This is a genomic window from Mesorhizobium sp. EU05-FHT14A09, assembly GCF_058790995.1.
Genome location: NZ_JBYTDF010000004.1, coordinates 270,456 through 295,852 on the forward strand (window position 1 = coordinate 270,456; position 25,397 = coordinate 295,852).

The 25,397-nt window shown below is 62.3% G+C and carries 24 protein-coding genes; 4 read left to right on the top strand and 20 right to left on the bottom strand.

The genetic code is table 11. The annotated features are described in order from the left end of the window. Positions 1 to 23 precede the first annotated feature (23 nt). The 4 genes from AC3WTO_RS16380 to AC3WTO_RS16395 form a co-directional block, all read right to left on the bottom strand. On the bottom strand, positions 24 to 1,466 hold the full coding sequence (locus AC3WTO_RS16380) for an amidohydrolase family protein (RefSeq protein ID WP_492461802.1): 1,443 nt from the start codon (positions 1,464 to 1,466) through the stop codon (positions 24 to 26). Beyond that, positions 1,459 to 2,541 (bottom strand): amino acid ABC transporter permease, encoded by a 1,083-nt coding sequence (locus AC3WTO_RS16385; protein WP_492461803.1) that lies wholly within the window; start codon positions 2,539 to 2,541, stop codon positions 1,459 to 1,461. The genes AC3WTO_RS16380 and AC3WTO_RS16385 overlap by 8 nt, the downstream gene beginning before the upstream one ends. Next, complete coding sequence (locus tag AC3WTO_RS16390) at positions 2,538 to 3,701, bottom strand: amino acid ABC transporter permease (protein WP_492461804.1); 1,164 nt, start codon at positions 3,699 to 3,701, stop codon at positions 2,538 to 2,540. The genes AC3WTO_RS16385 and AC3WTO_RS16390 overlap by 4 nt, the downstream gene beginning before the upstream one ends. Before the next feature lie 77 nt (positions 3,702 to 3,778). Further along, complete coding sequence (locus AC3WTO_RS16395) at positions 3,779 to 4,807, bottom strand: amino acid ABC transporter substrate-binding protein (RefSeq protein WP_492461805.1); 1,029 nt, start codon at positions 4,805 to 4,807, stop codon at positions 3,779 to 3,781. A 391-nt stretch (positions 4,808 to 5,198) separates the two neighbouring features. Here AC3WTO_RS16395 and AC3WTO_RS16400 point away from each other — a divergent pair, with 391 nt between their 5' ends. The 3 genes from AC3WTO_RS16400 (at position 5,199) to AC3WTO_RS16410 (ending at position 7,728) form a co-directional block, all read left to right on the top strand. After that, complete coding sequence (locus AC3WTO_RS16400; RefSeq protein WP_492461806.1) at positions 5,199 to 6,551, top strand: sensor histidine kinase; 1,353 nt, start codon at positions 5,199 to 5,201, stop codon at positions 6,549 to 6,551. After that, positions 6,548 to 7,156 (top strand): response regulator transcription factor, encoded by a 609-nt coding sequence (locus tag AC3WTO_RS16405; protein ID WP_492461807.1) that lies wholly within the window; start codon positions 6,548 to 6,550, stop codon positions 7,154 to 7,156. The genes AC3WTO_RS16400 and AC3WTO_RS16405 overlap by 4 nt, the downstream gene beginning before the upstream one ends. Before the next feature lie 86 nt (positions 7,157 to 7,242). Continuing rightward, entirely contained in the window at positions 7,243 to 7,728 is a 486-nt protein-coding gene (locus AC3WTO_RS16410; RefSeq protein WP_492461808.1) for a GlcG/HbpS family heme-binding protein, read from the top strand. Between the two features lie 64 nt (positions 7,729 to 7,792). Here AC3WTO_RS16410 and AC3WTO_RS16415 read toward each other — a convergent pair whose 3' ends face one another. The 13 genes from AC3WTO_RS16415 to AC3WTO_RS16475 all read right to left on the bottom strand — a co-directional run bounded on the left by AC3WTO_RS16415 (position 7,793) and on the right by AC3WTO_RS16475 (position 20,718). Beyond that, entirely contained in the window at positions 7,793 to 8,245 is a 453-nt protein-coding gene (locus AC3WTO_RS16415) for a hypothetical protein (protein WP_492461809.1), read from the bottom strand. Positions 8,246 to 8,280: 35 nt separating this feature from the next. Further along, positions 8,281 to 10,080, bottom strand: a complete 1,800-nt coding sequence (locus tag AC3WTO_RS16420; RefSeq protein WP_492461810.1) for a dipeptide ABC transporter ATP-binding protein — start codon at positions 10,078 to 10,080, stop codon at positions 8,281 to 8,283. Beyond that, the gene (locus AC3WTO_RS16425) at positions 10,077 to 10,943 is read right to left on the bottom strand and encodes an ABC transporter permease (RefSeq protein WP_492461811.1); all 867 of its coding nucleotides are present in this window, start codon (positions 10,941 to 10,943) and stop codon (positions 10,077 to 10,079) included. Before AC3WTO_RS16425 ends, AC3WTO_RS16420 begins: the two co-directional genes overlap by 4 nt. A gap of 14 nt (positions 10,944 to 10,957) precedes the next feature. Next, positions 10,958 to 11,962: an ABC transporter permease gene (locus AC3WTO_RS16430; protein ID WP_492461813.1), complete on the bottom strand. Its 1,005-nt coding sequence runs from the start codon at positions 11,960 to 11,962 to the stop codon at positions 10,958 to 10,960. Between the two features lie 49 nt (positions 11,963 to 12,011). After that, entirely contained in the window at positions 12,012 to 13,508 is a 1,497-nt protein-coding gene (locus tag AC3WTO_RS16435) for an ABC transporter substrate-binding protein (protein ID WP_492461814.1), read from the bottom strand. Positions 13,509 to 13,747: 239 nt separating this feature from the next. Continuing rightward, positions 13,748 to 14,734, bottom strand: coding sequence for a helix-turn-helix domain-containing protein (locus tag AC3WTO_RS16440; RefSeq protein ID WP_492461815.1), 987 nt, complete (start codon positions 14,732 to 14,734; stop codon positions 13,748 to 13,750). 450 nt (positions 14,735 to 15,184) lie between these two features. Further along, entirely contained in the window at positions 15,185 to 15,634 is a 450-nt protein-coding gene (locus AC3WTO_RS16445; RefSeq protein ID WP_492461816.1) for a DoxX family protein, read from the bottom strand. A 56-nt stretch (positions 15,635 to 15,690) separates the two neighbouring features. Beyond that, complete coding sequence (locus AC3WTO_RS16450) at positions 15,691 to 16,131, bottom strand: tetratricopeptide repeat protein (RefSeq protein WP_492462116.1); 441 nt, start codon at positions 16,129 to 16,131, stop codon at positions 15,691 to 15,693. Between the two features lie 39 nt (positions 16,132 to 16,170). After that, a complete protein-coding gene (locus AC3WTO_RS16455; protein ID WP_492461817.1) occupies positions 16,171 to 17,145 on the bottom strand; it encodes an MBL fold metallo-hydrolase in 975 nt (324 codons plus the stop codon). A 200-nt stretch (positions 17,146 to 17,345) separates the two neighbouring features. Further along, positions 17,346 to 17,576: a DUF680 domain-containing protein gene (locus AC3WTO_RS16460; RefSeq protein ID WP_492461818.1), complete on the bottom strand. Its 231-nt coding sequence runs from the start codon at positions 17,574 to 17,576 to the stop codon at positions 17,346 to 17,348. Between the two features lie 195 nt (positions 17,577 to 17,771). Beyond that, positions 17,772 to 18,611 carry an anti-sigma factor family protein gene (locus tag AC3WTO_RS16465; RefSeq protein ID WP_492461819.1) on the bottom strand — a complete coding sequence of 280 codons (840 nt, stop codon included), beginning with the start codon at positions 18,609 to 18,611 and terminating at the stop codon, positions 17,772 to 17,774. Next, positions 18,608 to 19,147 (bottom strand): sigma-70 family RNA polymerase sigma factor, encoded by a 540-nt coding sequence (locus AC3WTO_RS16470; RefSeq protein ID WP_492461820.1) that lies wholly within the window; start codon positions 19,145 to 19,147, stop codon positions 18,608 to 18,610. The genes AC3WTO_RS16465 and AC3WTO_RS16470 overlap by 4 nt, the downstream gene beginning before the upstream one ends. A gap of 422 nt (positions 19,148 to 19,569) precedes the next feature. Beyond that, on the bottom strand, positions 19,570 to 20,718 hold the full coding sequence (locus tag AC3WTO_RS16475; protein WP_492461821.1) for a porin: 1,149 nt from the start codon (positions 20,716 to 20,718) through the stop codon (positions 19,570 to 19,572). Between the two features lie 28 nt (positions 20,719 to 20,746). On the opposite strand from AC3WTO_RS16475, the gene AC3WTO_RS16480 reads away from it, so the two are divergent. Beyond that, positions 20,747 to 21,070, top strand: coding sequence for a hypothetical protein (locus AC3WTO_RS16480; RefSeq protein WP_492461822.1), 324 nt, complete (start codon positions 20,747 to 20,749; stop codon positions 21,068 to 21,070). 202 nt (positions 21,071 to 21,272) lie between these two features. Here the strand turns inward: AC3WTO_RS16480 and AC3WTO_RS16485 are convergent, their stop codons facing one another. The 3 genes from AC3WTO_RS16485 to AC3WTO_RS16495 are packed head-to-tail and all read right to left on the bottom strand — an operon-like array spanning position 21,273 to position 25,397. Beyond that, a complete protein-coding gene (locus AC3WTO_RS16485) occupies positions 21,273 to 23,411 on the bottom strand; it encodes a C45 family peptidase (RefSeq protein ID WP_492461823.1) in 2,139 nt (712 codons plus the stop codon). Beyond that, entirely contained in the window at positions 23,389 to 24,417 is a 1,029-nt protein-coding gene (locus AC3WTO_RS16490) for an ABC transporter ATP-binding protein (RefSeq protein ID WP_492461824.1), read from the bottom strand. The genes AC3WTO_RS16485 and AC3WTO_RS16490 overlap by 23 nt, the downstream gene beginning before the upstream one ends. Further along, the gene (locus AC3WTO_RS16495; protein ID WP_492461825.1) at positions 24,414 to 25,397 is read right to left on the bottom strand and encodes an ABC transporter ATP-binding protein; all 984 of its coding nucleotides are present in this window, start codon (positions 25,395 to 25,397) and stop codon (positions 24,414 to 24,416) included. The genes AC3WTO_RS16490 and AC3WTO_RS16495 overlap by 4 nt, the downstream gene beginning before the upstream one ends.

Consider the following 25,397-nt stretch of genomic DNA (forward strand, 5'->3'; position numbering starts at 1 on the left):
AACTCGATCTGACGAGTGTCAGGTCAGCCCTGCAGCACCGGCAGGGATTTGGGCGCCAGCTCGCCAATGTCGCGGCCACGCGGATCGAAAAGCCCCGCCCGCGCGCAAGCCCAATCCTGCAGCGCCTGCATTTCGCGCAGCGCACCTTGATAATCGATCCCGGTCGGCTTCCCCTCTTCCACCGTCAAGCGCCCGTCGACATAGACCCGCTCCACCGCGCGTTCGGCGGCGCAATGCAGCAGACTGCGCAACGGATCATAGACCGGACGCATGGTCGGCGCATCGAGATCGACCACCACCAGATCCGCCTTGGCGCCGACGCTCAGCCGGCCGATGTCGGACCGGCCGAGCGCGCGGGCGCCGGCCAGCGTCGCCGCTTCGAAAATGTCGCCGGTCGAAAGATCGAAAACACTCTTGCCGCCAAGCCGCGAGCAGATCAGCGCCTGTCGCATCTCCTCCAGCATGTTGAACGGATAGCTGTCGGTACCGATGGCGACATTGACGCCGGCGCGGCGATAGGCGCCCAGCGTCTCCAGCGCCATGCCGCTGCGCGCAAAGGTGACCGGGCAATGCGCCACGCTGGTGCTGCGCTCCGCCAGTGTCACCAGATCGGCGCGTGTGCGCTGCCGCGTCCAGGAATGATGATCGGTGAAGATGCAGTGTCCGATGATGACGTCCGGCCCGAGCACACCGAGCTGGTCGAGATATTGCACGGCGGTCAGGCCGGTCCGGCGCAGCAGTTCCTCGTGCTCGGCCATGGTCTGCGCAGCGTGGACGGTGAACCGCATGCCTCGCTTGCGCGCTTCATCGGCGGCATCGGCCAGCAGGTCGGGCCGGCAGGTTTCGACCTGTGACGGCGAGACGACGCCATCAAGGCGGCCGCTTGGATGAGCTCTCGCCCGGTCGACGAAATCCAGGGCTCGCAGAAAGGCATCGCGGCCGGCCTGATCATCCCATGTAAAATCGAGGCGATGGCTTTCGTGCACCACCCAATCCGCCTGGCGGAAACCGGGAGCAAGGTAGCCACGCACGCCGCTTCGCGCGGCGATGTCGAGCCATGCGTCGTGAATGCCGGCGATGTCGAGAACCGTGGTCGCGCCCGAATGCATCAGGTCGCCGAGCATGACGGTCAAACATGCGGCGCGGGCGTCCGCGCCGCCATCGATCACCGAGGAATATTCATACATCGCCTGCCCCCATAGGGCAGCGGTGCCGACATCCTCGAAAATGCCCTTGGCCATCGGCTCGTCATGCGAATGGCAGTGGATGTCGATCAAGCCCGGCATGACCATGCGTGCCTTGCCGGAGAGTTCAGTGGCTGCCTGCCCTTCGAACCGTTCACCGACGCAAAGCAGGCCGGTTTCGTCGAAGGCAACGTCGCCGCCATGCCGATAGACCTGCTGATCATTGGCTGCGTCATAGGCAATGATGGTGTCGACATCGCGGATGACGGTGATCTCAGTCATGGCCTACCCTGAAGCGTTTTTCGAGAAAGCGGCTGTAGGCGCCCATCAGGGCGCTGAAGACGAAGTAGACGACAGCCGCGAAGAGATAGCCTTCCAGCACCGCGATGCCTTGCCAATTGGGATCGCGCAGTGCGGTGCGCACGGTGTTGAGGAAATCGAGCAGGCCGACGATGGTGACCAGCGTCGTATCCTGGAAGAAACCGATGAACAGCGAGACCAATGGCGGAATGACGGTCTTCAGCGCCTGGGGGATGATGACCAGGAATGTATACTGCCAATAGTGCAGCCCCAATGCCTGGGCGGCCTCTGTCTGGCCGCGCGGCAGTGCCTGCAGTCCGGCGCGCACGATCTCGGCGATGTAGGCCGCGGCAAACAGGATGATCGCGACCTGGGCGCGCAGCAGCTTGTCGATCGTCACGCCTTCGGGCATGAACAAAGGCAACATCACCGAGGCCATGAACAGGATGCTGATCAGCGGCACGCCCCGCACCAGCTCTATGAAGGTGACGGCGAGAATGCGGATAGCCGGCAGATTGGAGAGACGCGCCAGCGCAAGCAGAATGCCGAGCGGCAATGCCAGCACGAGTCCGATGAAAGTCAGCATGAAAGAGAGTGGCAGGCCGCCCCATTGCGACGTCGGCACGGCGGTCAGGCCGAAGGCGCCACCCGCCATCAGCACGAAGAGCAGTGGCAAGAGCACGATCCAGCCGACGACCAGTGGGCGCCCCCACAGGCGCGGGATGCCGGAGACGGCCATGGCCGCAATGAACAGCAGTGTTGCGGCCAGCGGCCGCCATTGCTCCTCGAACGGGTAGATCCCGAAAAGCATGTAGCGCAGCTTGTCGGCGAGGTACGGCCAGCAGGCGCCGGAGGCGACCTTGCAGTCTTCCGGCGTGCCAGTGAATACGGCGTTGATCAGGAGCCAGGAGATCGCTGCCTTGGCGGCGAAAGCAAAAACGACGAGGCAGATCAGTGTCACCGCCGAGTTGCCGGCCGTACCAAAATAGCCATGCAGCCCGCCGCGTTGCCGCTGCGGACGGATCGGAGCGCTGGCCATCGTGGACTGTTCGCTCATGAATGACGTTCCTTGAGCGCGACATGTCCGTTGTACCAGTTCATGACGGCCGCGGTGACGAGCGACAGGATCAGGTAGGTCAGCATGAACAGGGCAATCGGCTCGATCGCCTGTCCGGTCTGGTTCATGATGGTGTTGGAGACCATCACAAGGTCAGGGTAGCCGATCGCGATCGCCAGTGAGCTGTTCTTGAACGTCGTCACATAGACATTGGTCAGCGGCGGCACGATCACCCTGAGCGCTTGCGGCAGGATGACCAGCCGCATCGCCTGCCTGTCGGAGAGGCCGAGTGACTTGGCCGCCTCGCGCTGCCCCTTGCGGATCGCCTGGATGCCGCTGCGCACGATCTCGGCAACGCTGGCCGAGGCGCTCAGCGTCAGGCCGACAAGCAGGGCGACGAATTCAGGCTTCAGATGCGCCCCGCCAGTCAGGCGAAACTTGCCCAGCACCGGCCAGTCGACTTCGCCGCTGATGTCGAAAAGCAATGCGGCGGCGGCGACGGGCAACACCAGCAGCACACCGACCACCGGCCAGCCGGGAAGCGCCCTGCCCGTCGTGATGCGCCTGTGGCGCACGATCCTGAACCAGATGGTGGCAGCCGCAATGCCTATGGCGAGCGCGGCAGCAGCGACCCAGAAGCCGGAATGCCAGATGATGGCCGGCACCACCAGGCCGCTGTTGGAGACATGGACGCCGGGCAGCAAAGTGATGGCCTGCTTGACCGGCGGCAGCGTGAAGATGATGGCTGAGTACCAGAGGAAAAGATAAAGCAGCAGCGGCACGTTGCGCAGCGCTTCGACGTAAAAAAGCATCAGCCGCGACAGAAGCGGATTGCTCGACAGGCGTGCAACGCCGACAAGCGTGCCGATGATGGTGCTGAACACGATGGCGAGCAGCGCAACCTTGACGGTGTTGAGCAGACCGACCAGCAGCGCGCGTGCATAGCTATCCGACGGTTCGTAGGCGATCGGTGTCTCGCTGATGACAAAGCCGGCCTCGCGGCTGAGATAGCCGAAGCCGGTGGCTATGTCCTGTTTGGCGAGATTGGCGAGCGCGTTGCTGAGCAGATACCAGCCGACGGCGATGACCGCCGCCACGCAGATGGCCTGATACGCCAGTTCGCGCACGCGCCGGTTTCGCAGCAGAACAATGGGCGACACGCCGTGTTCCCCTTCGCAAGGTCAGGTTGAGAAGTATGGCGCATGTCGTTCGACATGCGCCATATCAGGAGGTCGGCTTACCGGAAAGGCGGCGGATAGAGCAGCCCGCCCTGGTTCCACAACATGTTCGGACCACGGCTCAGGCCGAGCGCGGTTTTCTCGCCGAGGTTGCGGTCGAAGACTTCGGCATAGTTGCCGACCTGCTTGACGATGTTGTAACCCCATTTCTTGTCGAGGCCGAGCATCGGGCCGAGATCATCCGTCCCGCCCAGCATGCGCTGGATCTCCGGATCGGCACTTTTGGCCTGTTCGTCGACATTGGCCTGAGTGATGCCTTTTTCCTCGGCGGCCATCATCATCCAGATCGACCAGGAGACGATGTCGCGCCAGTTGGAATCGTTCTGGCGCACGGCCGGCGCCAGCGGCTCCTTCGAGATCGTCTCCGGCAGGATCACATAATCGCCCGGGCTCTTCGAACCGGCGCGGATGGAGGCGAGATCGGAGCGGTCGGACGAAACGGCATCGCAGCGGCCGGAGAAGAAGGCGTTGTTGTTTTCGTCCGGGTTCTCGAACACCACCAGCTCGAACTTCTTGCCGGTCGTGCGGAAGAAGTCGGCCAGGTTCTGCGCCGTCGTGGTGCCGGGCAAGGTACAGATAGCCGCGCCATCGAGCTCCTTGGCGCTGTTGATGCCGAGGCTCTTTGCCACCATCAGCCCCTGGCCGTCGTAGAATACTGTTGGGCCGAAATCGATGCCGAGCGAAGCTTCGCGCGAATAGGTCATCGTCGTCTGGCGCGACAGAATGTCGATCTCGCCCGACTGCAGCACCTGGAAACGCGTGTTGATGTTGGTCATCACGAAGTCGACCTTGTTTGGATCTCCGAACACGGCGCTCGCCACCGCGCGACAGACGTCGACGTCAAACCCGGCAAACTTGCCCTGAGCATCAGCCAGCGCAAAGCCCGTCGTACCCATCGAAACGCCGCAGATGAGTTTGCCACGCGCTTTCACCGTCTCCAGCGTCGACGCAGCCTGCGCTGCGGCGACGGAAGTGCCCAAAAGCAGCGCGGCAGCCGCCAGGCGGCGTGCCGTCCGAAATAGTGCCATTTTGTCCTCCCAAGCGGTTCTGACGGAATCTCCGTCGACCGTCACCTTTTTCAACACGACGATCCAACCAAATTGCCGACAATTCTTCAACAAAATAATCGACAATAATTGTAATCAATCGCAGAAACCGTCCATCCGGTCGGCTCTGGGCGGCGGCCAGTTGTTCCTTTAGCTATCCTGCGCAAACTGCCACAATGCTCCAATGACAGTCTTTCGACGCTCGCTCCTGGGGAGCCCCGCTGCTCTGATCGCCATCTGGTGCTTGCTGCTACTCGTTGCAGCCGGAGTACTGGCGGCGTGGCAATACCGGACGCTTGTGACAGAACTCGAGCAGGAAAGTTTCGCCCTGCACAGGCTCGCCTCGCAACGGGCAGACCAGCACGATGCTCATATGACAGCGCTTTCGGCCATCGCAGTCGCATCGGACGGTACCGGCTTCGACCTGTTCCTGGACGTGGCTTCGACCATTGCGCGTTTCTATCCGCGCATTGACGAGATCCAGCTCGTCCCGCTCGACCCGCAGGCCCCTATTGTCGGCACGGTGCCGCTCGATCCGTCGGCGGCGGAGCGTATCCGAACGGCAGCCAGAACTTCGACCGGCCAGATAACGTTGCTGCCACACCCCGAGCGGCCCGACCACTACATCATGGTGAAGCGCAGTCCCAACAGCGACGCCGCGCGCTATGGACTGATGCTGGGCATCGACGCCGCCAAGCTGATCGGCGAAGAAGCGCCCTTCTGGTCGCGACCCGGCGTCACGATGCGGCTTTCCTTGCCCGACGGCCACCTTCTCGTCGGACCACCGGCCCAGCCAGGCGCGGTCCGTTTCTCCAGGCCACTCAGCAGTGCCTCCCAACCCCTGGCGTTGGAAACCGGCATGACGATCGGTTTGGCCGACCTGTTCCCACCCCTGCGCACAGGCCTTGTGCTTCTTGGCATCAGCCTGGCGTGCATTGCTGCACTGGCCGGGTTGCGACAGCGCGCAAGCGCACGCGCCGCCGTCGAACAGGCACGACTCAGCGCACTGGAATCGCGTCTTGCCCATGCCTCTCGCGTGAATGCGCTGGGCGAGATGGCGAGCGGTATGGCGCATGAATTGACACAACCGCTCACCGCTATCCTGGCGCAGGCGCAGGCTGGGCGCCGATTGGCCAACAGGGGCGACGCTGCTGCGCTTGCACCAGTTCTGGAAGACACTGTCACCCAGGCCAAACGGGCCTCTGCCATCCTGGAGCGCTTCCGCAACTGGTCGCGCCCCCAGAACACGCTGGCGGAAACCTTCGATCTGCGCCAGGCGCTGACGAACGTGCGAACGCTGCTGGCACCGGAGGCCGCATCGCGTGGAATGCAGCTTGATGTCGATATCCCCGACAAACCTATCGTGGTGGTTGCGGACCCTGTCGAAATGGAACAAGTCGCTTTCAATCTCGTGCGCAACGCAATGGAAGCGTTGGACGATGGACGAAATGGGACGGGACGCGTGACGATGAGCCTGAGGCAAGAGAGTTCCCGAGCCGTTTTTGAAGTCAGCGACAATGGCCCAGGGGTGCCGGAAGCAATGCGGTCCAGACTGTTCACTCCTTTCGCCACGACCCGCGTCGACGGCACTGGGCTAGGCCTGGCGCTCAGCCAACGGCTGGTCGAGCGCGCAGGTGGCGAAATCACACTGGCCGAAGACACTCCTGGCGCGACTTTCAGGGTCGTACTGCCGCGTGGACGGGAAAATGCGGAAGCGGCCCAATGAGCAGCCCCGTCTATCTTGTCGATGACGATGAGGCCGTCCGCCGGGCTCTCGGCTTGCTGCTGTCCACAGTGGGGGTGACGGTAACCGGCTTCGCCGACCCGCAGGCTTTCCTGGCACAGGTCGGCCGGCTCGAACCCGGTTGCCTCGTCCTCGACATCCGCATGCCGGTCATCTCTGGGCTGAAGCTGCAGGAAAGATTGGTGGAACAAGGCGTGGACTGGCCAACCATCGTTATTTCCGGCCATGGCGACATCGAGGCTTGCCGGCGCGCGTTCCGCAACGGCGCCGTCGATTTCCTGTCGAAACCCATCGACGAGCAAGACCTGATCGACGCGATCCAGAAAGGGCAACAGGTGCTCGAACGCACCCTGCGCAAGCGCGCCGAAACGGCGGAGACGATCACGTTGCTGGCGGCATTGACGGCGCGCGAGAGCGAGGTGCTGGACCGCATCGCGTCAGGTTTCACCACAAGACAGATCGCCGAGGGGCTCGGCCTGTCGCCGCGCACCGTGGAGAGCCATCGTGCTGCGATCGGCGCCAAGCTCGGCACGACATCGCAGGCCGAGATGACCCGGCTGTGGCTGGAGGGCCAGGAAACTCCGTAGAACTACGTAGCTGCCCGCAAGCCCTACGAATACCGGCTGCCCCGATCACGCGGTAATCCTCTCCCATCAACTGGATGGAGACCACGATGATCCGCACTCTCGTACTTGCAGCTGCCCTTGTTGCTCCGCTTGCCGCCACCGCACAGGAACTGCCGACGACGCCTTATCTTCCGCTCGAGCTGGCGACCAAGGCCGCCGACGCCGCGCTCAAGGCCTGCGTTGCCGAAGGCCACAATGTCAGCGTCGCCATCGTGGCTCGCGACGGCGCAACCAAGATTTTGCTCAAGGGCGACAATTCCGGCCCGCACACCGGCGCAAGCGCGCAGGGCAAGGCCTTCACCTCGGCGGCCCTCGGCCGCGACACGGCAGGGCTTGCCGAGTTCATTGCCGGCAAGCCGGCCAATGAAGGCATGCGCGATATGGACAGCCGCATGGTGATCCAGGCCGGCGGCCTGCCTGTGAAGTTCGGCAAGGCACTGGTCGGCGGCATCGGTGTGGGTGGCGCGCCTTCGGGCGACATCGACGCCAAGTGCGCGGCTGCCGGGCTGAAAGCAATCGGCGCTGCCGAGTAACACCGGGCGACCGGTCACGCAAAAGCACCGCCGGCGGGTTGTCCCGCCGGCGGTGGACTTTCGACTAAGACTTCTGGACCTTTGCCTTGTATTCCGGATCCAGCGACAGCGCGTGGAACAGGAACGGCCGGTTCACATAGTGGAAACCGAGCGGGCAATGCTTGACCCCAGCCGGGATATAGATCGAGCCCGACTTGTTGATGATGCGGCGCTCACCCTCGATGTCGATGTAGAGCTCGGCGCCGAGATCCTGCGGATTCTCCGGGTCATTGCCAGTCCAGATCAGGACCTCGTCATAATCATGGACGTGCTCCGACACCCAGTGCAGGTGACGGTTGAACGGCGTGATCCAGATATGGGTCATGTGAATCTTCGCATTGGGCTGCACCAGCGTGCCGACCAACTCGAAACCACCCGTGTTCGGCGGATTCTCAAGGTCGGCCAGCGCGCCCTCGGCGGTGAAGTCTACCTGCAGCAACGGCAGTGTGTCGTTGAGCAGACCGTCAAAATGGCTCATCATCTTCTCCTCTTGATGAACGGAAAACCTCGAATTCACCGCGAACCGGCTGCGGATTGCCTCGGAGCGATCGCAGGAATGTCCACGGCTTCGCTTGGCAGTTGCAGCGTGTTGGCCAGCAGCGATTGTGTGTAGGGATGGCTGGGCGCGCTCAGGACCTTGTCAGCGTCACCCTGCTCGACGACGCGACCGGCGCTGAGCACCGCTACGGTATCGGCAATGTTGCGCACCACGGCGAGATCATGCGTGACAAAGAGCATGCCGAGGCCATCGGCAAGCAGGCTGCGCAGCAGTTCGATCACCGAGGCCTGCACCGACACGTCGAGCGACGATGTCACCTCGTCGCACAAAAGCACTGCCGGATTGGCAACCAGCGCACGGGCGATGGCGACACGCTGACGTTGACCGCCCGATAGCTCGGCCGGATAACGTATGGCAAGATCGGGGGAGATGCCGACCCGTTCGAGCGCTTCCGCGATGATGGCACCGGATCGGTCAGCAGCCCCGGGCCTGTTGGCCAATGCAGCTGTCAGACTCTGGCCGATCGTGCGGCGCGGATTGAGCGAAGCGTTGGGATTCTGGAAGATGTATTGCAGCCGCTGACGGGCATTCTGGTCGCGCTCGGCCACGGTGAGCGGCAATGGCTTGCCGTCAAGGCGGAACTCACCGGTGAGGTTGCCATGCAATCCGATCAGACAGCGCGACAGCGTTGACTTGCCGCTGCCGGATTCGCCCACGACAGCCAGGCACCGGCCCGGTTCTACCTTCAGGCTGACATCGAACAGGATCTGGCGTTGCCCGTAGAAAGCATTGACCCCATCCGCCTGCAGCACTACCGCGCTGCCGGCGACCTGCCTGTCGGAATGGCCGACAGCCTGCGGTCGTGCCTCGACCGTTTGCGCCAATTCCGGGCGTACGCATCGCACCTGGGTGCCGCCGACCAGTCTCAGCGCCGGCCGAGCGCTGCAGTCCTCGACGACGTGGTCGCAACGATCCGAGAAGATGCAACCGCTCGGCGCCTCACCGACCGCCGGCACGCGTCCGCGGATCGGACGCAGCGCCTGGCGGGTCTGCAACGAAGGAACCGCGTCCAGCAAGGCGCGTGTATAAGGATGGCGCGGCGTCGCCAGCACCTCCCGCATACGACCCTGCTCGACGACCTGCCCGCCATACATCACCGTGACATGGTCGGCGACGTTGGCGATCACCGCGAGGTCGTGGCTGACATAGATCGCGGTCAGATTATCCGAAACGCAGAGCTGGCGGATCAGGTCCAGCACCCTGGCGCGCGTCGAGACGTCGAGCCCCGTCGTCGGCTCGTCGAGAATGATCAGTTTGGGTTGTGCGATCACCGCCATGGCGATCGCGATGCGTTGCTGCTGCCCGCCGGAAAGCTGGCGCGGGCGGCGCTGCAGGAAGGCTTCGTCGTCGGGCAGGCCGACCTTGCGCAGGATTTCCTGCGCACGGGCCGTCTTTTCGGCCGCGCCACCGGCCAGTCCTTCGGTCAGCAGAGTGCCGAGCGTCAGCATCGGATTCAGCGCCGCGCCGGGATCCTGGGCGACATAGGCAACGATTTCGCGCCGCGCCTTGCGCAGGCTCGCCGTGTCGAGCCCCAGCATGTCGGTGTCGGCAACGCGAACCGAGCCACCGGCGATGCGCACGCCGCGCCTCGCATAGGCAAGCAGCGCCAGCGCCAGCGTCGATTTTCCGGAACCGGATTCACCGACGATGCCCATCACCTCGCCTCGCTCGAGGCTCAGCGAGACATCCTCGATGATCGGCGCACCGTCGGTGCGTTCGACGGTCAGCCCCGCGGCTTTCAATACCGTCATCATGACTTGCCTTCCGTCCGGGCCATCACCCGCGCAGCGCCTTCGGCGATCAGTCCGCCGCCGATGGTGTAGAGGATGATCATCAGGATCGGCGCCAGCACCGCAAAGGGCTGGGTGCCCAGGCCGGTGCCGTTTTCACTGACCATCAGACCCCAGTCGGCCGCCGGCGGCTGGATGCCGTATCCGATGAAACTCATTGATGACAGGATGCCGACCGACCAGCTCAGCCTGAGCCCCAGTTCGACCAGCAGCGGTGAAGAGACATTGGGCAGCAATTCGCGCAGGATGATCACCGGGCCCGGCGTGCCGACTGCCTTGGCCCACAGCACATACTCCCGGTCGAGAAGCGGAATGGCGGCGCCTCGGATGACACGGGCGACACCCGGCATCAGGGTCAGAACCACCAAGCCCACCAGCAGGATCGGCTGTGGCCCGAACACCGAGACACACAGCAATGTCAGAAGAATACCCGGGAAGGCCAGCAGCACATCCAGCGACCGCATCAGCACAAGGTCGGTCCAGCCGCGATAATAGGCGGTCACCAGGGCAACCGCGGCACCGATCGTCACGCTGAGCAGAGCTGAAACCGGAGCCATCCAGGCGAGATAAACACCGCCTGAAAGCACCCGGGACAAAACATCGCGCCCGAGATTGTCGGTGCCGAGCCAAGCCGCTGCCGAAGGCACGTCATAGGGTTTACCCACGGGCGCGGCAGGATCGTAGGGCGCGACGAAGGGACCGATCACCACCAGTGCGGTCATCGCCACCAACAGGATCACGCCCCAGCGAACCTGGGCGGATGCCCAAAGCCGCCACCAGCCGCTGGCTGGGCGCCGGCGCACCGGTTGATGGGGTGTCAGTGTCATTTCCACGTCGGTACTCACGCCTTGGACTGCCTCTGGCCTGCCGCCTCATCCCGTTGGGCAAACGAGTCGGCGATGAGGTTGAAGATGAAATAGGCCGAGGCGATCACCAGGACGTTGGCCTGGATGACAGGCAGGTCGCGGTTGGTGACGGCATCGACCAGGGCACTGCCGACACCCGGATAGGCGAACAGATATTCCACCACGACAACACCGCCGACGGTGAAAGCCGCGACAAGGCTGGCCGCCGGAATGATCGGCGCCACCGCGTTCGGCAAGGCATGCCGAAACAGAATCCGGCTCGGCGACAGGCCCTTGAGCTCGGCAGTCTGGATGTATTCGGTCGCCATCACGTCGATGACCGCAACCCTCACCAACCTGGCGAGATACATTACGCCAGGAATGATCACCGTCGTCGCCGGCAACACCAGCGCGTCGGGGTAGGAAAACGGCGAATCTCCTGGCGGGATGAATGAAACCGCCGGCAGCACGTGCAGCACCGTGGTCGCGAAAAGCGCGACCAGCACCGTCCCCGTCACAAAGTCAGGGACCGCATTGGCCACCATCGACATGCCGAGAAAGACCTTGTCGACGAAGCCGTCGCGAAACTGGGCGGCGATCACCCCGACCAGCAGCGACAGCGGCAGCATGACGGCAAGCGCTACCCCGCTCAGGGTTGCGGAATTGCGCACCCCGAGCGCAAGCAGGTCTGCCACCGGCTGTCCGTTGGAGAGGGACGTTCCCCAGTCGCCCCGAAGGATGCCGCCCAGCCAGATAAGGTATTGCCACCACAGCGGCTGGTCGAGCCCGAGCTGGACGCGAAGCTGGTCCAGTTGTTCCTGCGTCGCGCTCTGGCCGAGGATCATGTTGGCGACATCACCCGGCAGGGCGCGAGCCGCGAGGAAGATCAGCAATGACACCGCAAGCAGCGTCAGCACCCCTTGCAGCAACCTTGCGAGCAAAGGCTGCAGCCGGGCGAAAACCCCGATTGCTGCGTTGTCATTCTGGCTGTCGACTGTCATCTAACGCTCTTCCCCGCGTCTTCGACTGATCATTGGTGACGGGTAACCGTCACTTGTTTACGGTCACGCCGCCGAACAAGATGGCGGTGCGGCCATAGAGATCAGGCTTCAGCCCGCTGACCGTATCCCGATAGACGGTGATGTTTTCGGGATAGGCAGGAACAATGTCGCCGCTGCGCTTGTATTCGATCGCCTGCAGTTGCGTGACCAGCTTGCACTGCTCCGCCAGGTCGCCGGTGCTCTGCAGTTTCTTGGCGAGATCGTTGTATTCGGCGTCGTCGAAATGCGTGGCATTCTCGCCCTGCTCCGGCAGCAGCGCTGCCAGTGCAGCGGTTTCGTACGGGCCGCTGGTCAGGCTGATCAGGAACGGCCATTCGCGCCAGCGGTTGAGGAAGGTGGCCGGATCGAGCCGGCGTACCTTGATGGTGATCCCCGCCGCCGCGGCCTGCTGCGCATAAAGCTGCGCCATCTCCATCATGCCGGCGAAAGCCCCGTCGGTCACCAGTTCGAGCTTGAGGTTGCTCTTGCCAGCCTCGGCCAGGAGCTGCTTTGCCTTGGCAATATCCTGCACGCGCTGCGGCTCGGACGGAACCGGGCAAGCCGTGTTGTTGCCAAGATAGTCATTGGCGATCTTGCCAAAGCCGCCGAAGGCGTTGTCGACGATCTGCTGGCGATTGACCACCAGCTTGAGTGCTTCCAGAACCTTCGGGTCATTGAAGGGTGCCGTGTCGACGCGCACGGAAATGATCGGATAGGTGGTCGTGCCACTGACCACGGTCTTCAGCTTCGGATCCTTGGTCAGTGCCGGGACGTCGGTGTAGGGCACCGAATAGGCAACGTCGATCTGGCCACCACGCAACGCGTTGGTGACGGCCTGCTGATCGCGGAAGCCGATGATGCGCAGCTTGTCGAAACCGGGCTTCTCACCCCAATAGTCGTCGAAGCGGCTCAGCCGTGCTTCCTGGCCAGGCGTGAAGGAATCGAGCTTGAAGGGCCCGGTTCCGGTCACGGAGCCATCATCCGAAATGGCACGGATTCTGAAATCCTCGTCGGCGAAGGCGTTGGCGAACAGGCCGAACGGACGCTTGAGGGTGAACTCCATCGTCAGGTCATCGACCTTGCGGATCTTGGCAGGGTCGACGAAGTCGATCTGGCTGGAGACGACGAAGTTGTTCGCTGGGTCCATCATGTGCTTGATGCTGGCGATGACGTCGTCGGCCGTGAACGGCTTGCCGTCATGACGCTTGACGTTGGGGCGAAGCTTGACGGTCCACACGTCAAGGGTTGCGTTCGGCGTCATGGACTCGGCGAGTTCCATCACCACCGCGCCCTTGGAATCGTAAGCCGTCAGGCCGTCATAGAGCTGGTTGTACATCGAGCCTGCAGACGCCGAACTGGTCGGCGTATAGGGCTGCACCTGATCCTTGCTGTTGCCGATAACGCCGAGCACAAGCTCCTGCGCCTGCGCAATCGTATGGGTCGTCAGGGCCGTCGTGGCGGTCAGCAGAGCGACCGCAATAGCGCGACTGAATTTCACCGGAATCATAGCCGTGGTTTCTCCTCCAGATGTAGCGGATCGCGCCCCTGCCCCGACCTTCGTGCGGGTTCTTCTTTGGCGACCTTACCGTCACAACCAACACCGGCAGGGCCGCTGTGTCTTGGAGTGAAACGAAATACGAAATGGGCTCCAGCGTAAAATCGACGTCAACGATCCTGGAAAGCATGATCCGACGGATGCTGCCTAACACCCTGAAACATTGCTCGAAAATCAGCTTCCAACGGGGGCTAATGCACCCTGTTCTTATGCGGAGCCGATTTCAGAAGCTCGCTGGGTGCACAAGCAAACAGCTCCCTGAAGCAACGATTGAAATAGGAAAGATCGTTGAAGCCGGCGGAGTAAGCCACATCCGCGATGGTCTGCGCACCATTCTGATAGTGCAGCTGCTTGATCTTCTCGCGGGCGAAACGCAGTCGCTTGTCGCGGATGAAGGTGGTGCACGTCATGCCCAGATCGCGGAAATGCAATTGCAGCACCCGCATGGACACCCCGACCCGCTTGGCCAGCCACTGCGCGGACAGATATGGGCTGGTCAGATGCTGATCGATGAGAACGTCGATCATCTGCAATCGTCTTGACGCCAGCTCGCTGAGCGAATCGAACGACAGCGAATTGTTCATATCCGATACGAAGGCCTGCCGGGTGGCGTCCAGCATGAGCTGGCGCAGGTTCGTCGCATGAACATCGCTGTCGGACGTCGACAGGACCTTGGCCAGCAACGCCCGCAACGTGACCGCCATTGGATCGGCGGCTTCGAGCGTACGCGCCACGTCGAGCTTGTCGCCACCGTGGAAGTACATGAGCTGCCTGGGCAGATTGAGCGACAGGTGATTGCTGAACTTGCCGCCGAAATGGAACGTCGTCGGCTTGGTGGAATCGACCAGGATGCAGTCACCCACATTCAGGGCGCTGTGTTGCCCGTTATGTTCCACCCCGCAGGAGCCTTCGAGCTGGACGAGCAGGAACAGCTGTTCGATGGCATCGCGGCGGACATCGTCCCAGTCGTGGTCGACACGATCGAGGTCGTTGGAGATATGCGAAAACTCCATGCCGCAGGCATTGATGCGCCGGGCTTCGCCACGGATATCAAGGCTGGTGTCCATGGCGCGGGGACGGAAGCTGCCGCAGGTATAGTGGAGATCGTCGACCCAGCGGCTGAAAGGAGTCCGTATCCTGTCCTTGTGGAGCAGACCCGCAGAGCTCAACAGTTCCAACGCTGCCTCACACCTATGCCGACAGATTTATTAGCATGTTAAGTAACATATATTGAAACGCCCAACAAGCGCAGTCCGTTTGCCGGTGCGCGATCATTACCCCACACCCTCGTCGGCGAAGGCGCGCCTATACAGCCGCCATGTCAAGCTTCTTCACGAGCGGTGCCGGACTGCTTGCTCGAAGCGCAAAACCGACCCGGCATACTGGCCGCGCCATGTGAAGCCGCCCGGCGCTGGCACCGAGCGGCAAAGGCAGGAGGCAGAAGTCTTATGGCAGTGGCTCGCTCCTATGGATCTGCTCGTAGCGGCGCAGGATCTGGTTGCCATGCGCGGCGGCCGTATCGATCGCAGCCTCCAATAAGGGGCATGCTTGCGGCCGCGGCGCCTCCCCTAGAGAGATCGCTTGGCAGCCACGTTGTGGTTTCATCATCGATTTGTGACGCCGGACGCCTAGGTCGTGCCTGTCGCACGGATCGAGGTGACCTTCAGGACGCGCCGAGCCAGCGTATCCAGGGAAAATCCACCAGCGCCTGCGATTGCGAGCGCGAACATGCCGCCTGCAATGGCAAGATCCTTTTCGAAATGCAGCAATTCGTTGTGATTGGCGAAATTCGTGTGAAACAACCCCGCCGTAGCGATGCAGAAAAGACCGAGTACGACAGCCCCGAGGCGCGTGAGAAAACCCAATCCTATGGATAAGCCCGCCGCGATCTGAAGCGCGATGGTTGCCAGAACGAGCGGAAGACCGATCCCAAGCTGATTCATTGCCTTCACCGTGCCCGCGAAGTTCAATGCCAGGGCGAAACCTTCATGCACGAAGATCAAGGCGAGCAGCAAGCGAGCTGCCAGCAGCACGAAATCCGACAGATGAGCTTTCCAGGCATTTGATACCGTCAGCATGACCATCTCCGTTCAAAAATAAGAAAGGCGGGCACCGTGCGCCCGCCCTTCACCGTTCATTTGGTCACCTTGGTCTGGATCGCCTGCTGCAGGTCCTCCAATTCCTCGCAACCGCTCGGGCAGAGTTTTTGCAGCGAGGCCAACTGCTCCTTGGCCTTCGCCATATCGCCCGTTTCGACATAGAGCTCGCCGAGATATTCCCGGGCCGCCTTGTGATCCGGCTTCAGCTCCAGCGCTTTGGTGTAGTAGGTAAGCGCGGTGCTGTAGTCGCCGGTCTTGCGCAGCGTGAAGCCGAGCAGATTATAGACATCGGGCTGCTGCGTATCCTGGGCAAGGTCACGCAACTCCGCCAGCGCCCCCTGATAGTCCTTCGCTTCGATCTTCGCTCTCACAGCCGTCAGGTCAGGGGCGTCCGTCGATTCAACATCGTCGACCGCATAGGCCGGCGGCAGCATCAGCCCGGTCGCCAATGCCATCAGGCAGATGCCGCACAGCATTCCCAGAAACTTTGTCATTGTCTTTCTCCCTAGCCGCCGTCAACTCTGGACGGTCGGCGTGAAGCCGTAAGCGTTGCCGTCTTTCACGAAGGATCCGGTTCCAGGGAACGGAAAGTGCGAGCCGCTGATCCTGATCTTGTCGGCGATGACCCGGTCGATCAGCTTGTGGCGGGTGGCGATCGCGGTCGGGCCATCCTGGTCGTAGCTGCCCTGCCACTCCGGATGCGGAGCAAGCAGCGCCGGCACATACATGGTGTCGGCTGAAACGAGGTATTGTTCGTTGCCCGAAGCCACGAGGAAAACCGAATGGCCGGGCGTATGGCCGGGCGCTGCGATCAGCTCTATCCCCGGAGCGACTTCGGCACCGTCCTCGACCAGTTTCCAGTTCTTCCATTTCGGGAAATTCTCCGCGATGCGCTTTCCGGCCGGCTTGCGGCCGGCGGGCAGCTGATCGACGCGGCCCGGATCTGTCCACCACTTGTATTCCTTGGCGTTGACAACCAGCTCGGCATTGGGAAACACCGGGGCATTGCTCCCCTTTTCCATCAGCCCCCAGACATGATCGGGGTGGAAATGCGAGATCATGATGGTGTCGATTGCCTTGTAGTCGATGCCGGCGGCAGCCATGTTGGCCGGCAGATGGGTGGCATTGGCCTGCCATTGACCGACACCCGACCCGGCATCCATCATGATCAGCTTGTCGCCGATCTTGAGCACGACAACAGTGAGTGGGATCGGCATGAAGTCGGTTGGCAGGCCGGCTTTTGCCAGTGCGGCCTTGGTGTCGTCGACTGAGGCGTTGGCGATGAAGGTCGGATCGTGCGGCTTGCGCCAGATGCCGTCATAGATGGCCGTGACTTCGACTGATCCGACCTTGTGGCGGTAAAAGCCAACGGTCGGCTCTACCGGCGTGGCTGCTGACGCGGGGGCGATGAATTCGAGCTTTCCGGCAACTCCGAAAGCCGCGGCGGCTGCCGCGGATCCGAGCACCATGCGACGTGTCATGTTGAACATCGTGATCTCTCTTGTCTGATGCGACGATTTGAAAGCAGTCGGGTGATCCACTCACCCTGATGACAAGACCTGCCGCCTTCCGGATTTATTCCCAACCCAGAAGCCTTTTCTTTCAGCAGGCTCGCAGAGGCAGGTTCCACACATGGATGAGCGCCGTTCGAGAAGCGGGGTTCCGCCGCTTCTCGAACAGAGACGGTCAATCAGTTGCCCCAGAGATCGTGGCCGAAATCCATGGTGTCGATCTTGGCCTTGCCCGCGGCACCAGTCTTGATGCTGGTGTCGACATTCTTGTGGGGCCTGGGGACGGAAGCGGTCGTCGCGTGATCCACTGCAGCCATTGGCATGTTGCCGGGGTCATAGTGGTCGCTGCCTGCGAAGGCGCTGCCGCCGGCAATGAGGATGCTGAGCGTAGCAAGAGCTATCTTGATCATGTCTCGTTCCTTTGGTTGACGCGTGCCGTCTTGGCGCCGCTACAGACAAGACCTTGATTGCTCTGGTTTTATTCCCACTCCTCGACTGTTTCTTTGGATTATCCTCGTTATGTCGGGCCACGGGACGGCAAGCCGCGAGACACGCGGGAGCAGCCTCGTCCCGCATGTGCCTGCGGACGAAGGTGGCGCGTTGGATCAGCTTGCGGCTGCCGCGCGAAAACGGGAGACGAACTCGTCGAGGCCCGACCGCTCCATGTCGGTAATCGCCCAATAGCTGAAGGCGCCGTCGCTCCAATTCACCATCGAGAAGCCGTTCGCTGAACGATCGACCGGATTGATCGCCTCACCGCCGTTCCGTGGTTGGGCGACAAGCGTGATCAGGTGTTCATTGTGCCGATAGACCAGGGCGGGAATGGCCTGCCCGCCAACGACTTCGACGCGCCCGCCAACAAGCGCAAATCCCGCCTTGGCAAGGTCGGGCGCCGGTGGCGACATGCCGAGCCGTCCATCGAGCCAGGGTTTGACCGTATGCCGGTCCGACGACACGACATCGACCGGATTGGCGGCAAGCAGGCTGCGGCGATGGCCGCTTGCCACGGCCACGGCAAAATCGTCCTGGCCGCCCGTCATTGCCCATTGTGTCGCGCCGCTTGCCACCACCGCGGTGATGGCAATCGATGCGGCCAGGGCCCGCCAATCGAACGTCGCGGATCGCGCCGACCACCCCCGGCCTGCACGCGATGGCGGCGTGCGGAAAGGCAGGACGGATGGCTGCGCGATCTGACGGCTGTCGGCACCTCCGATTGCCTGGATGCGCTCCAGAAAGGCCTGTGTCGGCTGCGGCTTGGACAGTTCGCTCACGACCGTCCGCAAAGCCGCAATGCGTGCATGTTCTGCGGCAAGCCCTGGATCGGCGGCGATACGCCGCTCCATCGTCAATGCGGTGGCGGCATCAAGCTCGCCATCGACCAGCGCATGCAGCAGCATCGTCATTTCTGCCTTGTCCTCAGGCAATCCATCTTTATGCGCAGTCATCGCGCTCTCCCAAGGTCAGACATCAACTGGCCACGCGCTCGCGCCAGCCGCGACATCACAGTGCCGATCGGTACGTCGAGCATGTCGGCAATCTCGCGATAGCTCAGGCCATTTATGTCGCGCAGCACCAGTGTCTCGCGGAACGGTTCCGGCAGTGTGGCTATCGCTCGCTCCAGTGCTGCCAGATCGGCTTTGGCAATCAGACTGGCTTCCGGGCTGTCCTTGTCAGGAGATTGGTCCCGGTATTCCGCGCTCATGTCGTCAAGATCGTTCAGATCGCCAACCGCTATGATGTCACGGGGCCGGTTACGGGCAAGCCATGTATAAGAAGCGTTGCGCACAATCGTCAAAAGCCATGCCCGCGCGTTTCCGCCGGCATAACCGCCGATCCCCGCATAAGCCTTCACACAGGCGTCCTGCACGACATCCTCGGCGTCGGCCGCGCTTCCGGTCAGCCAGCGCGCCAGGGCAAGCGCATCACCGAGATGGGGCATGACCACCTGGCTGAAGCGTGCCTGCGCCTCACCGTTCAACATGACGATATCACACGCATTTCCCGCAGCCTCCCGGCATTCGCGCAGAAATCATGACGCATGATCGAGGATAGTCCCGTTTGGCCGAAAAAACGCCTGGCATTCGCGAAATCGACGACACGCAGGCAAGTCGTGTCGGGGTGACTGCAATGCATGGTAACCTTCCTGGCGCGGATCACTCATGCAGAAGACCGCGCGACAGGATTGATTATTCCCGGCTGGGATATGTTTTTCCGGCGCGCACTATCAAGGGTTTAGCCAAAGCGGCCTCATAGTATCCCACCTCGTGTCCGGCGAAATGCTAGGCTCTTCCAAACCTGGGCGACCCGGATCGTTCATTTCCAAGGCTGCCATCGCATAAACCAGGCCTGGCGGATGATATCGAAACCGCCGGGCCTGGCACGAAAGCAACGATGAGGCTGTCGTCAGAATGAACGCTGGAAACGAACAATGCCGCCGACGTTGTTTTTCTTCACCGCCCCGCTCCAGCTCGAACCGTCCTTGGCACCGACATGCAGAAAGTCGGCTTCGGCGGTTACCCGGAAGCCGGGGACGAAGTCGTATTTGATGTTGGCGGCAACAGCCAGGTTCCGGCTGTCGTCCAGGGAGACCTGGGCATTGAGTGAGGTCTTGTCGTTTATGGTGTAGGTTCCGCCTGCCCAGAGTGCCCAGTTGCCACCCCACTCCTTGAAGAAGTTGCGTGGTGCATTCCTGTCCGTGCCGTAGCCCGCAAGAATGAACAGATTGAGCCCGTGTGTCACAGTGAGATCGACACGCGCCTTGCCGGCCCATTCTTCATAGTTGCTGTCATAAGCGCCGACAGCGGTGAGCGTGCCCCAGCTCTGCTTGTATTTGACGCCGCCGACCACATTCGGAACGTAGCTGTCGATCGAATTGTCGCCGGAACCGTCGTCCGATCCCTGCTCCAGCGAGATCACCCCGCTGAGGCCATCGCCGCCATCGAAGTTGTATTGGACAAGGTTGCTGTCGAAGCCGCCATAAGGGATCAAGGAATCCTGGATGACGTTGCCGGCGTAGTCGACGAAGGAATCGAACGCTGAGTCATCCTTGCCGACGCGCAGGCCGCCCAGTTGAATCCAGGCAGCGGTCAGAGTGATGTCTTTGTTTCGTGCCCGCCACCGGGTTCCGGGCAACAGCGGGCCGGGGCCATCCGGATCGGCATAGTCGCCGCCGCTGTTGCCGAAGTCGAAGCGGGTTATCGTGAAAGTCTTCAGCGTCCCGAACTCGGTCTCCTGTCCCGTCGACGTATCGAGTTGCAGGCGCGCCTGCTTCTTCCAGGTCGAGTGCGTACCCTTCCCCATCTGGTCCGGCACATGGTTGACGCCGTTAAAGGTGCCACCGTCGCCAAAGCCGATGTCGTAGCGGACATAGCCGCCGATGCGCAGGCACGTCTCCGTCCCCGGAATGTAGAAGTAGCCCGAGCCATAGACGTCGCAGATCCTGACATATTCGGCGGGTTCCGGCTCCGCGACCAGAACGGCGTCCGCCGCATGAGAAGGCGGCACGGCGACCAGAGCGGCAGCGCAACCGAGAAGAAGATTTTTGATGTTCATTCCTGACCCCCAGAAATTGGCAAAATGAATGGAAAATTTGGGTTTCGGCGCGCCGTCCGGCGCGTTGTTCCGCGATGAAACGGAAGGCGCGATCGGATCGGCCTCCCTATGGATCCCGTTGAGATGTGCCTTTGGGCACGAGCCCTCCCCCCGCGCCGAAGCTTTTGCCCGGCACGTCCTCAGCAGTGTGGTGAAAATGGCATCTCTCGATGCTCCGCCTTTTGCCCCTCAGCAGAAATGGCGGATACGCAGCGGCGAAAAGCCGAAAAAGCCTTTCGCGAAATCGCACCTCTTCTTTGGCGAGCCTGATCGTGACGTCGGATCGCGGCGACGGGTGCTTGTTCTTACTTGACTATTTTTGTCACCCTGGGTGGGGCGCACATAGTCCAACAACCGGCAAAGTATTGCGTTTTTCGATGCCGTCGCATGTTCGCGAAAGGCGCACCTGGCGCGCGGCCCACACTGCCGGCCGTTTCCAGACCGCTGCGACACAAAAAGCTGTGGCGATCCCTCACAGGATCGCCACAGCTGAGATTTCGAACGGACGAAAAACGTCACGAAGCCGGAACGGCGGCCTCGTGCAGACTTGCTGGCCGGATGACAGCCTCGATCACCTGTTTGGCGCGCACCTGCGCCCTGGTCATCGCGCGGACCTGCCGCGCAAGCCCGGCGAGCCGTTCATCGTGGCCTTCACCATCCAGATCACCACTGCTTTCCAGCTCCTTTTCAGCCGCCTGCAACAGCCCTTGCAGTTCCACGGCGCCGGATGGACATCCGTCGAAGTTGCGCAACGCAGCTCCCGCTTCGGCGACGAGCGCCTTCGCCCTGTCCCGTGCCCTCGACAACACATCCCGTGGTGATCCTGCCAGGGTCAGTTCCCAGAACGTGTTCGTCTCGTCGTAGTAATAGTAGCCGTGCCCGGGATCGCGGCAATTGAGGCCACGGTCAGCAGGGCCGATGCACGCGAAATAGCTGCCGGTGTCCTGGTCGTCCGGCTTGAGGACGAAGGTGCTGGCAATGGAGCGATGCGCCGGGGAACAATCCCATTGCTCGCCCGCGTTCCAGCGCTCGCTCACCTCGTCGAAATCACCTTCGGGTATTGCGCCGCCGGTCCGGTAGAGCGCGGTCAGATAGTCGAAATCGACGCGACCGTAACCTTCCATCATCGTCTTGTAGTGGAAACGGTTGCGGCCCTCGCTTTCCTTGGTCAATAGACGCCTGATCGCGATGCTGCCCGTATCCTCATAGATGACCTTCGGGTCGAAGGTGAACCAGCCGCCGGCGAGCGAGTACTGGTAACCGTAGGACGGCGCACCATTGAGATGCCCCGAACGGGGGCTGAGCGCATTGTTGTTGGCGTAGAGGAAGTCATAGGCCTTGCCGAGCGCGTCATATGTCGCCTCTCGAATGATCGGATTCGGCTTTGCCGGGGCGCCGCTGCGCGCCTCGAAACTGTAGCCCTGTTTGCTGTCGGCCCACATGCCGCCGGCCGTGCCGAGCGTGATACCCGCATCGCCGACCGGATAGGAGAGCTGCATATCGCGCGCCTCGGCCGCACTGTTGGCGAACTGCAAGGCATGGAAGGTGGCCGGGCCGCGCCGCACCCCGAATCCCCACTGCTCCTTTGGCTCACCGGTGCTCGCGCCGCCATGATGAACATAGGCGACCCCTTTGCTGTTCATGCCAGGGTGGCCGCCCATGTAGTCGCGGCCGATGACCGGGATGGAGCCTTTCACTGAAAACGGTGTGTAGATGAAGTTGTTGCCTTCGTCCGGGAAGGCCACGATGGTCGCCTGGAACGTGCAGTCGTGATCGGTGGTCGCTGCAGCGACCAGCCTGCCGTCGGTCGTTGCCGCACCCCATGCGCAGACACCGCTGCACATGTCCGTGATCTCGCCTTTCAACTGGCTTCCAGCCTCGGTGCCGACGCCGAGATAGGCGGCGATGGTCTTGTCATTTTCCTTGTCGGTGTGGCCGAAGGCGAAGGGACGGACTTCCGTCGAAAAAGGCCGCGTTCCGGTCCAGATCGCCAGCACATTGTCATAGGCCATGGCAACGCCGGCAGCCGTCGCGCCCTCAGCCCAACCCCGGGCGAAATCCAGTATCTCCGGCATGTATTTGCGCAGTTCCGCTTCCCAATTGCGCATCGCATCGCGTTCGGCGGTGGTCAGCACCCGTTCTGCCTGCTGCCTGAAAATCCAGTCGCCGTAGATCTCCATGACCTGCTGCGCATATTGACGACCCATGTCGAGGTTCGACCCCTGCAACACGACGACAGGACAGATCGAAGGCACCAACGGGATCTCGCCCGAGAATTCGGTTTCGGTGCCTGCCTTTCTCGCCACGCGAGTTTCGCCATATTCGATGATCTCGTCGGCCCGGCAGGCTTCGGCAATCCTGTCCGCCATGGCTTTGATCGCCTGCAAATCCGACACCACCTTGTTTAGGTTTTCGTCCGCAACCAGCGGCGAGGCGAAATCCGCATAGGTGCCGTCGATCCGGCCGAGTTGCCATTTTGCCGTATAGAGCCCGACATTGACGCTTTCGAGAGCTCGTCTTGCGGCCACATAGACAGGATCGCGCCAATCGCGCTTTACCAATTCCCGATTGGCGAAATGCACCGCGTAGTGCGCGTCCGTCTGTGCCTTCATGGCGGCACCGACCTGTACGTCAGAGAGCGGATGCGTTGTCATGTCTGCTGCCTTTCAGAAAACCGTTTTGCTGAGCGATGGGTGTAGCCTGGGCAGTCGCAAGCGCCTCGGCATGATGACAGGCAACCACGTGCCCGGGCGCCGCCTGCCAGGCAGCGGGTTCGACGCGCCGGCATATGTCGGTCGCAAACCGGCATCGGGTGTGGAAACGACAGCCTGGGGGTGGATCCAGCGCGCTCGGCAGGTCTCCTTCGAGCACAGCGCGCTTCTGCCCGACGGCCGCGGGCAGTTTCGGCGAGGCATCGAACAGCGCACGCGTATATGGGTGGATCGGGTTCGACCACAGCTGGTCGGCGCTCGCGGTCTCGACGATCCTGCCAAGATACATCACCGCCACGCGGTCGGACACGTGTTCGACCACGGCGAGATCATGCGAGATGAACAGGTAGGCAATTCCAAGAGTGCGCTGCAGGTCGACCAGCAAGTTGATGATCTGCGCCCGCACCGAAACGTCGAGCGCCGAGACTGCCTCGTCGCAGACGATCAGTTTTGGTTTCAGCGCCAGCGCTCTTGCTATCCCGACGCGCTGACGCTGCCCGCCGGACAGTTCGTGCGGATAGCGATCCGCCGCCTCCGCCCCCAGCCCCACACGTTCGAGCAACGCGATGACCCGATCCCTGCGGTCGCGCGCACGGCCCTCGCCCCAGACGATGAAAGGCTCTGCAAGGATCCGCCCGATCCTCGAGCGCGGGTTGAGACTGCTGAACGGGTCCTGGAACACCATCTGGACATCGCGCCGTAGCGGCCGCAATGCGCCCTCCTCCAGCGGAGCGATATCCCTTCCTTCAAGGACGATGCGGCCGCTGGTCGGCTTGTACAGCCGCAGGATGGTGCGGCCGACAGTGGATTTACCGCAGCCGGACTCACCAACCAGCCCGAGCGTCTCACCCGGCTTGATCAGAAACGAAACGCCATCGACGGCGCGCAGCGCGCCGATGCGGTCCGGAAAATGCTTGTGCAGGTCTTCGACCGAAAGAAGCGGCGTCATATCGCCTCCGCGACAGCAAAGTGGCAAGCGGCCTGCCGGTCGTGCGCCACCGGCCTGGCCTCGGGTCGGTCAGTGCGGCAGACGGCATCGGCGCTTTGGCACCGCTCGGCAAAAGAGCAACCCGCCGGCAATGTGTGCAGGGGTGGAACCGTGCCTGGGATCTCGGTGAGGCGCTCGCGCAGCCGGCCCGCCATGCGCGGCTTCGGCAATGCCCCCAGCAAGCCCCGCGTATAGGGATGGGCGGGCCGCCCCAGGATCTCGCCGGTTGCCGCCGCCTCGACCATGCGCCCGGCATACATCACAAGCGTCCGGTCGGCGGTGTCGGCGACGATCGAAAGGTCGTGCGTGATCAGCAGCATCGACATGTTCATCGTCTTGCGCAGGGTCGCCAGCAATTCCAGGATCTGCGCCTGAACGGTGACGTCGAGCGCCGTCGTCGGCTCATCCGCGATCAGCAATTTCGGCTCGCATGCAAGCGCCATTGCAATCATCACGCGCTGGCGCATGCCGCCTGACAATGTGTGCGGAAACTCATCGACACGGCGATGCGGATCGGCGATGCGAACCTGGTCCAGCAGGTCTATGGCGCGCCGGCGACTGGTCGCGGCCGAGACTTTCTGATGGCGCCTGATGCCTTCCTCGATCTGATCCCCGATCCGCATCAGAGGGTTGAGCGAGGTCATCGGTTCCTGGAACACCATGGACACCTTGTTGCCACGGACTGTCTGCATCTCGGCGTCCGACAAACCGACAAGGTCGCGTTCGCCGAGCCGGACCCGACCGGAGATCCGCGTGCTGCCATGCCGCGGCAACAGCCGCATGATCGCCAATGCCGTGACAGATTTGCCGGAACCGGACTCGCCAACCACCGCCAGCGTCTCGCCGGCGCGTATTTCAAAGCTCAGCCCGTCCACGGCACGCACGACGCCTTGAGCCGTGGCGAACTGCACCGACAGATCCTCGACCTTCAGGACAGCCAT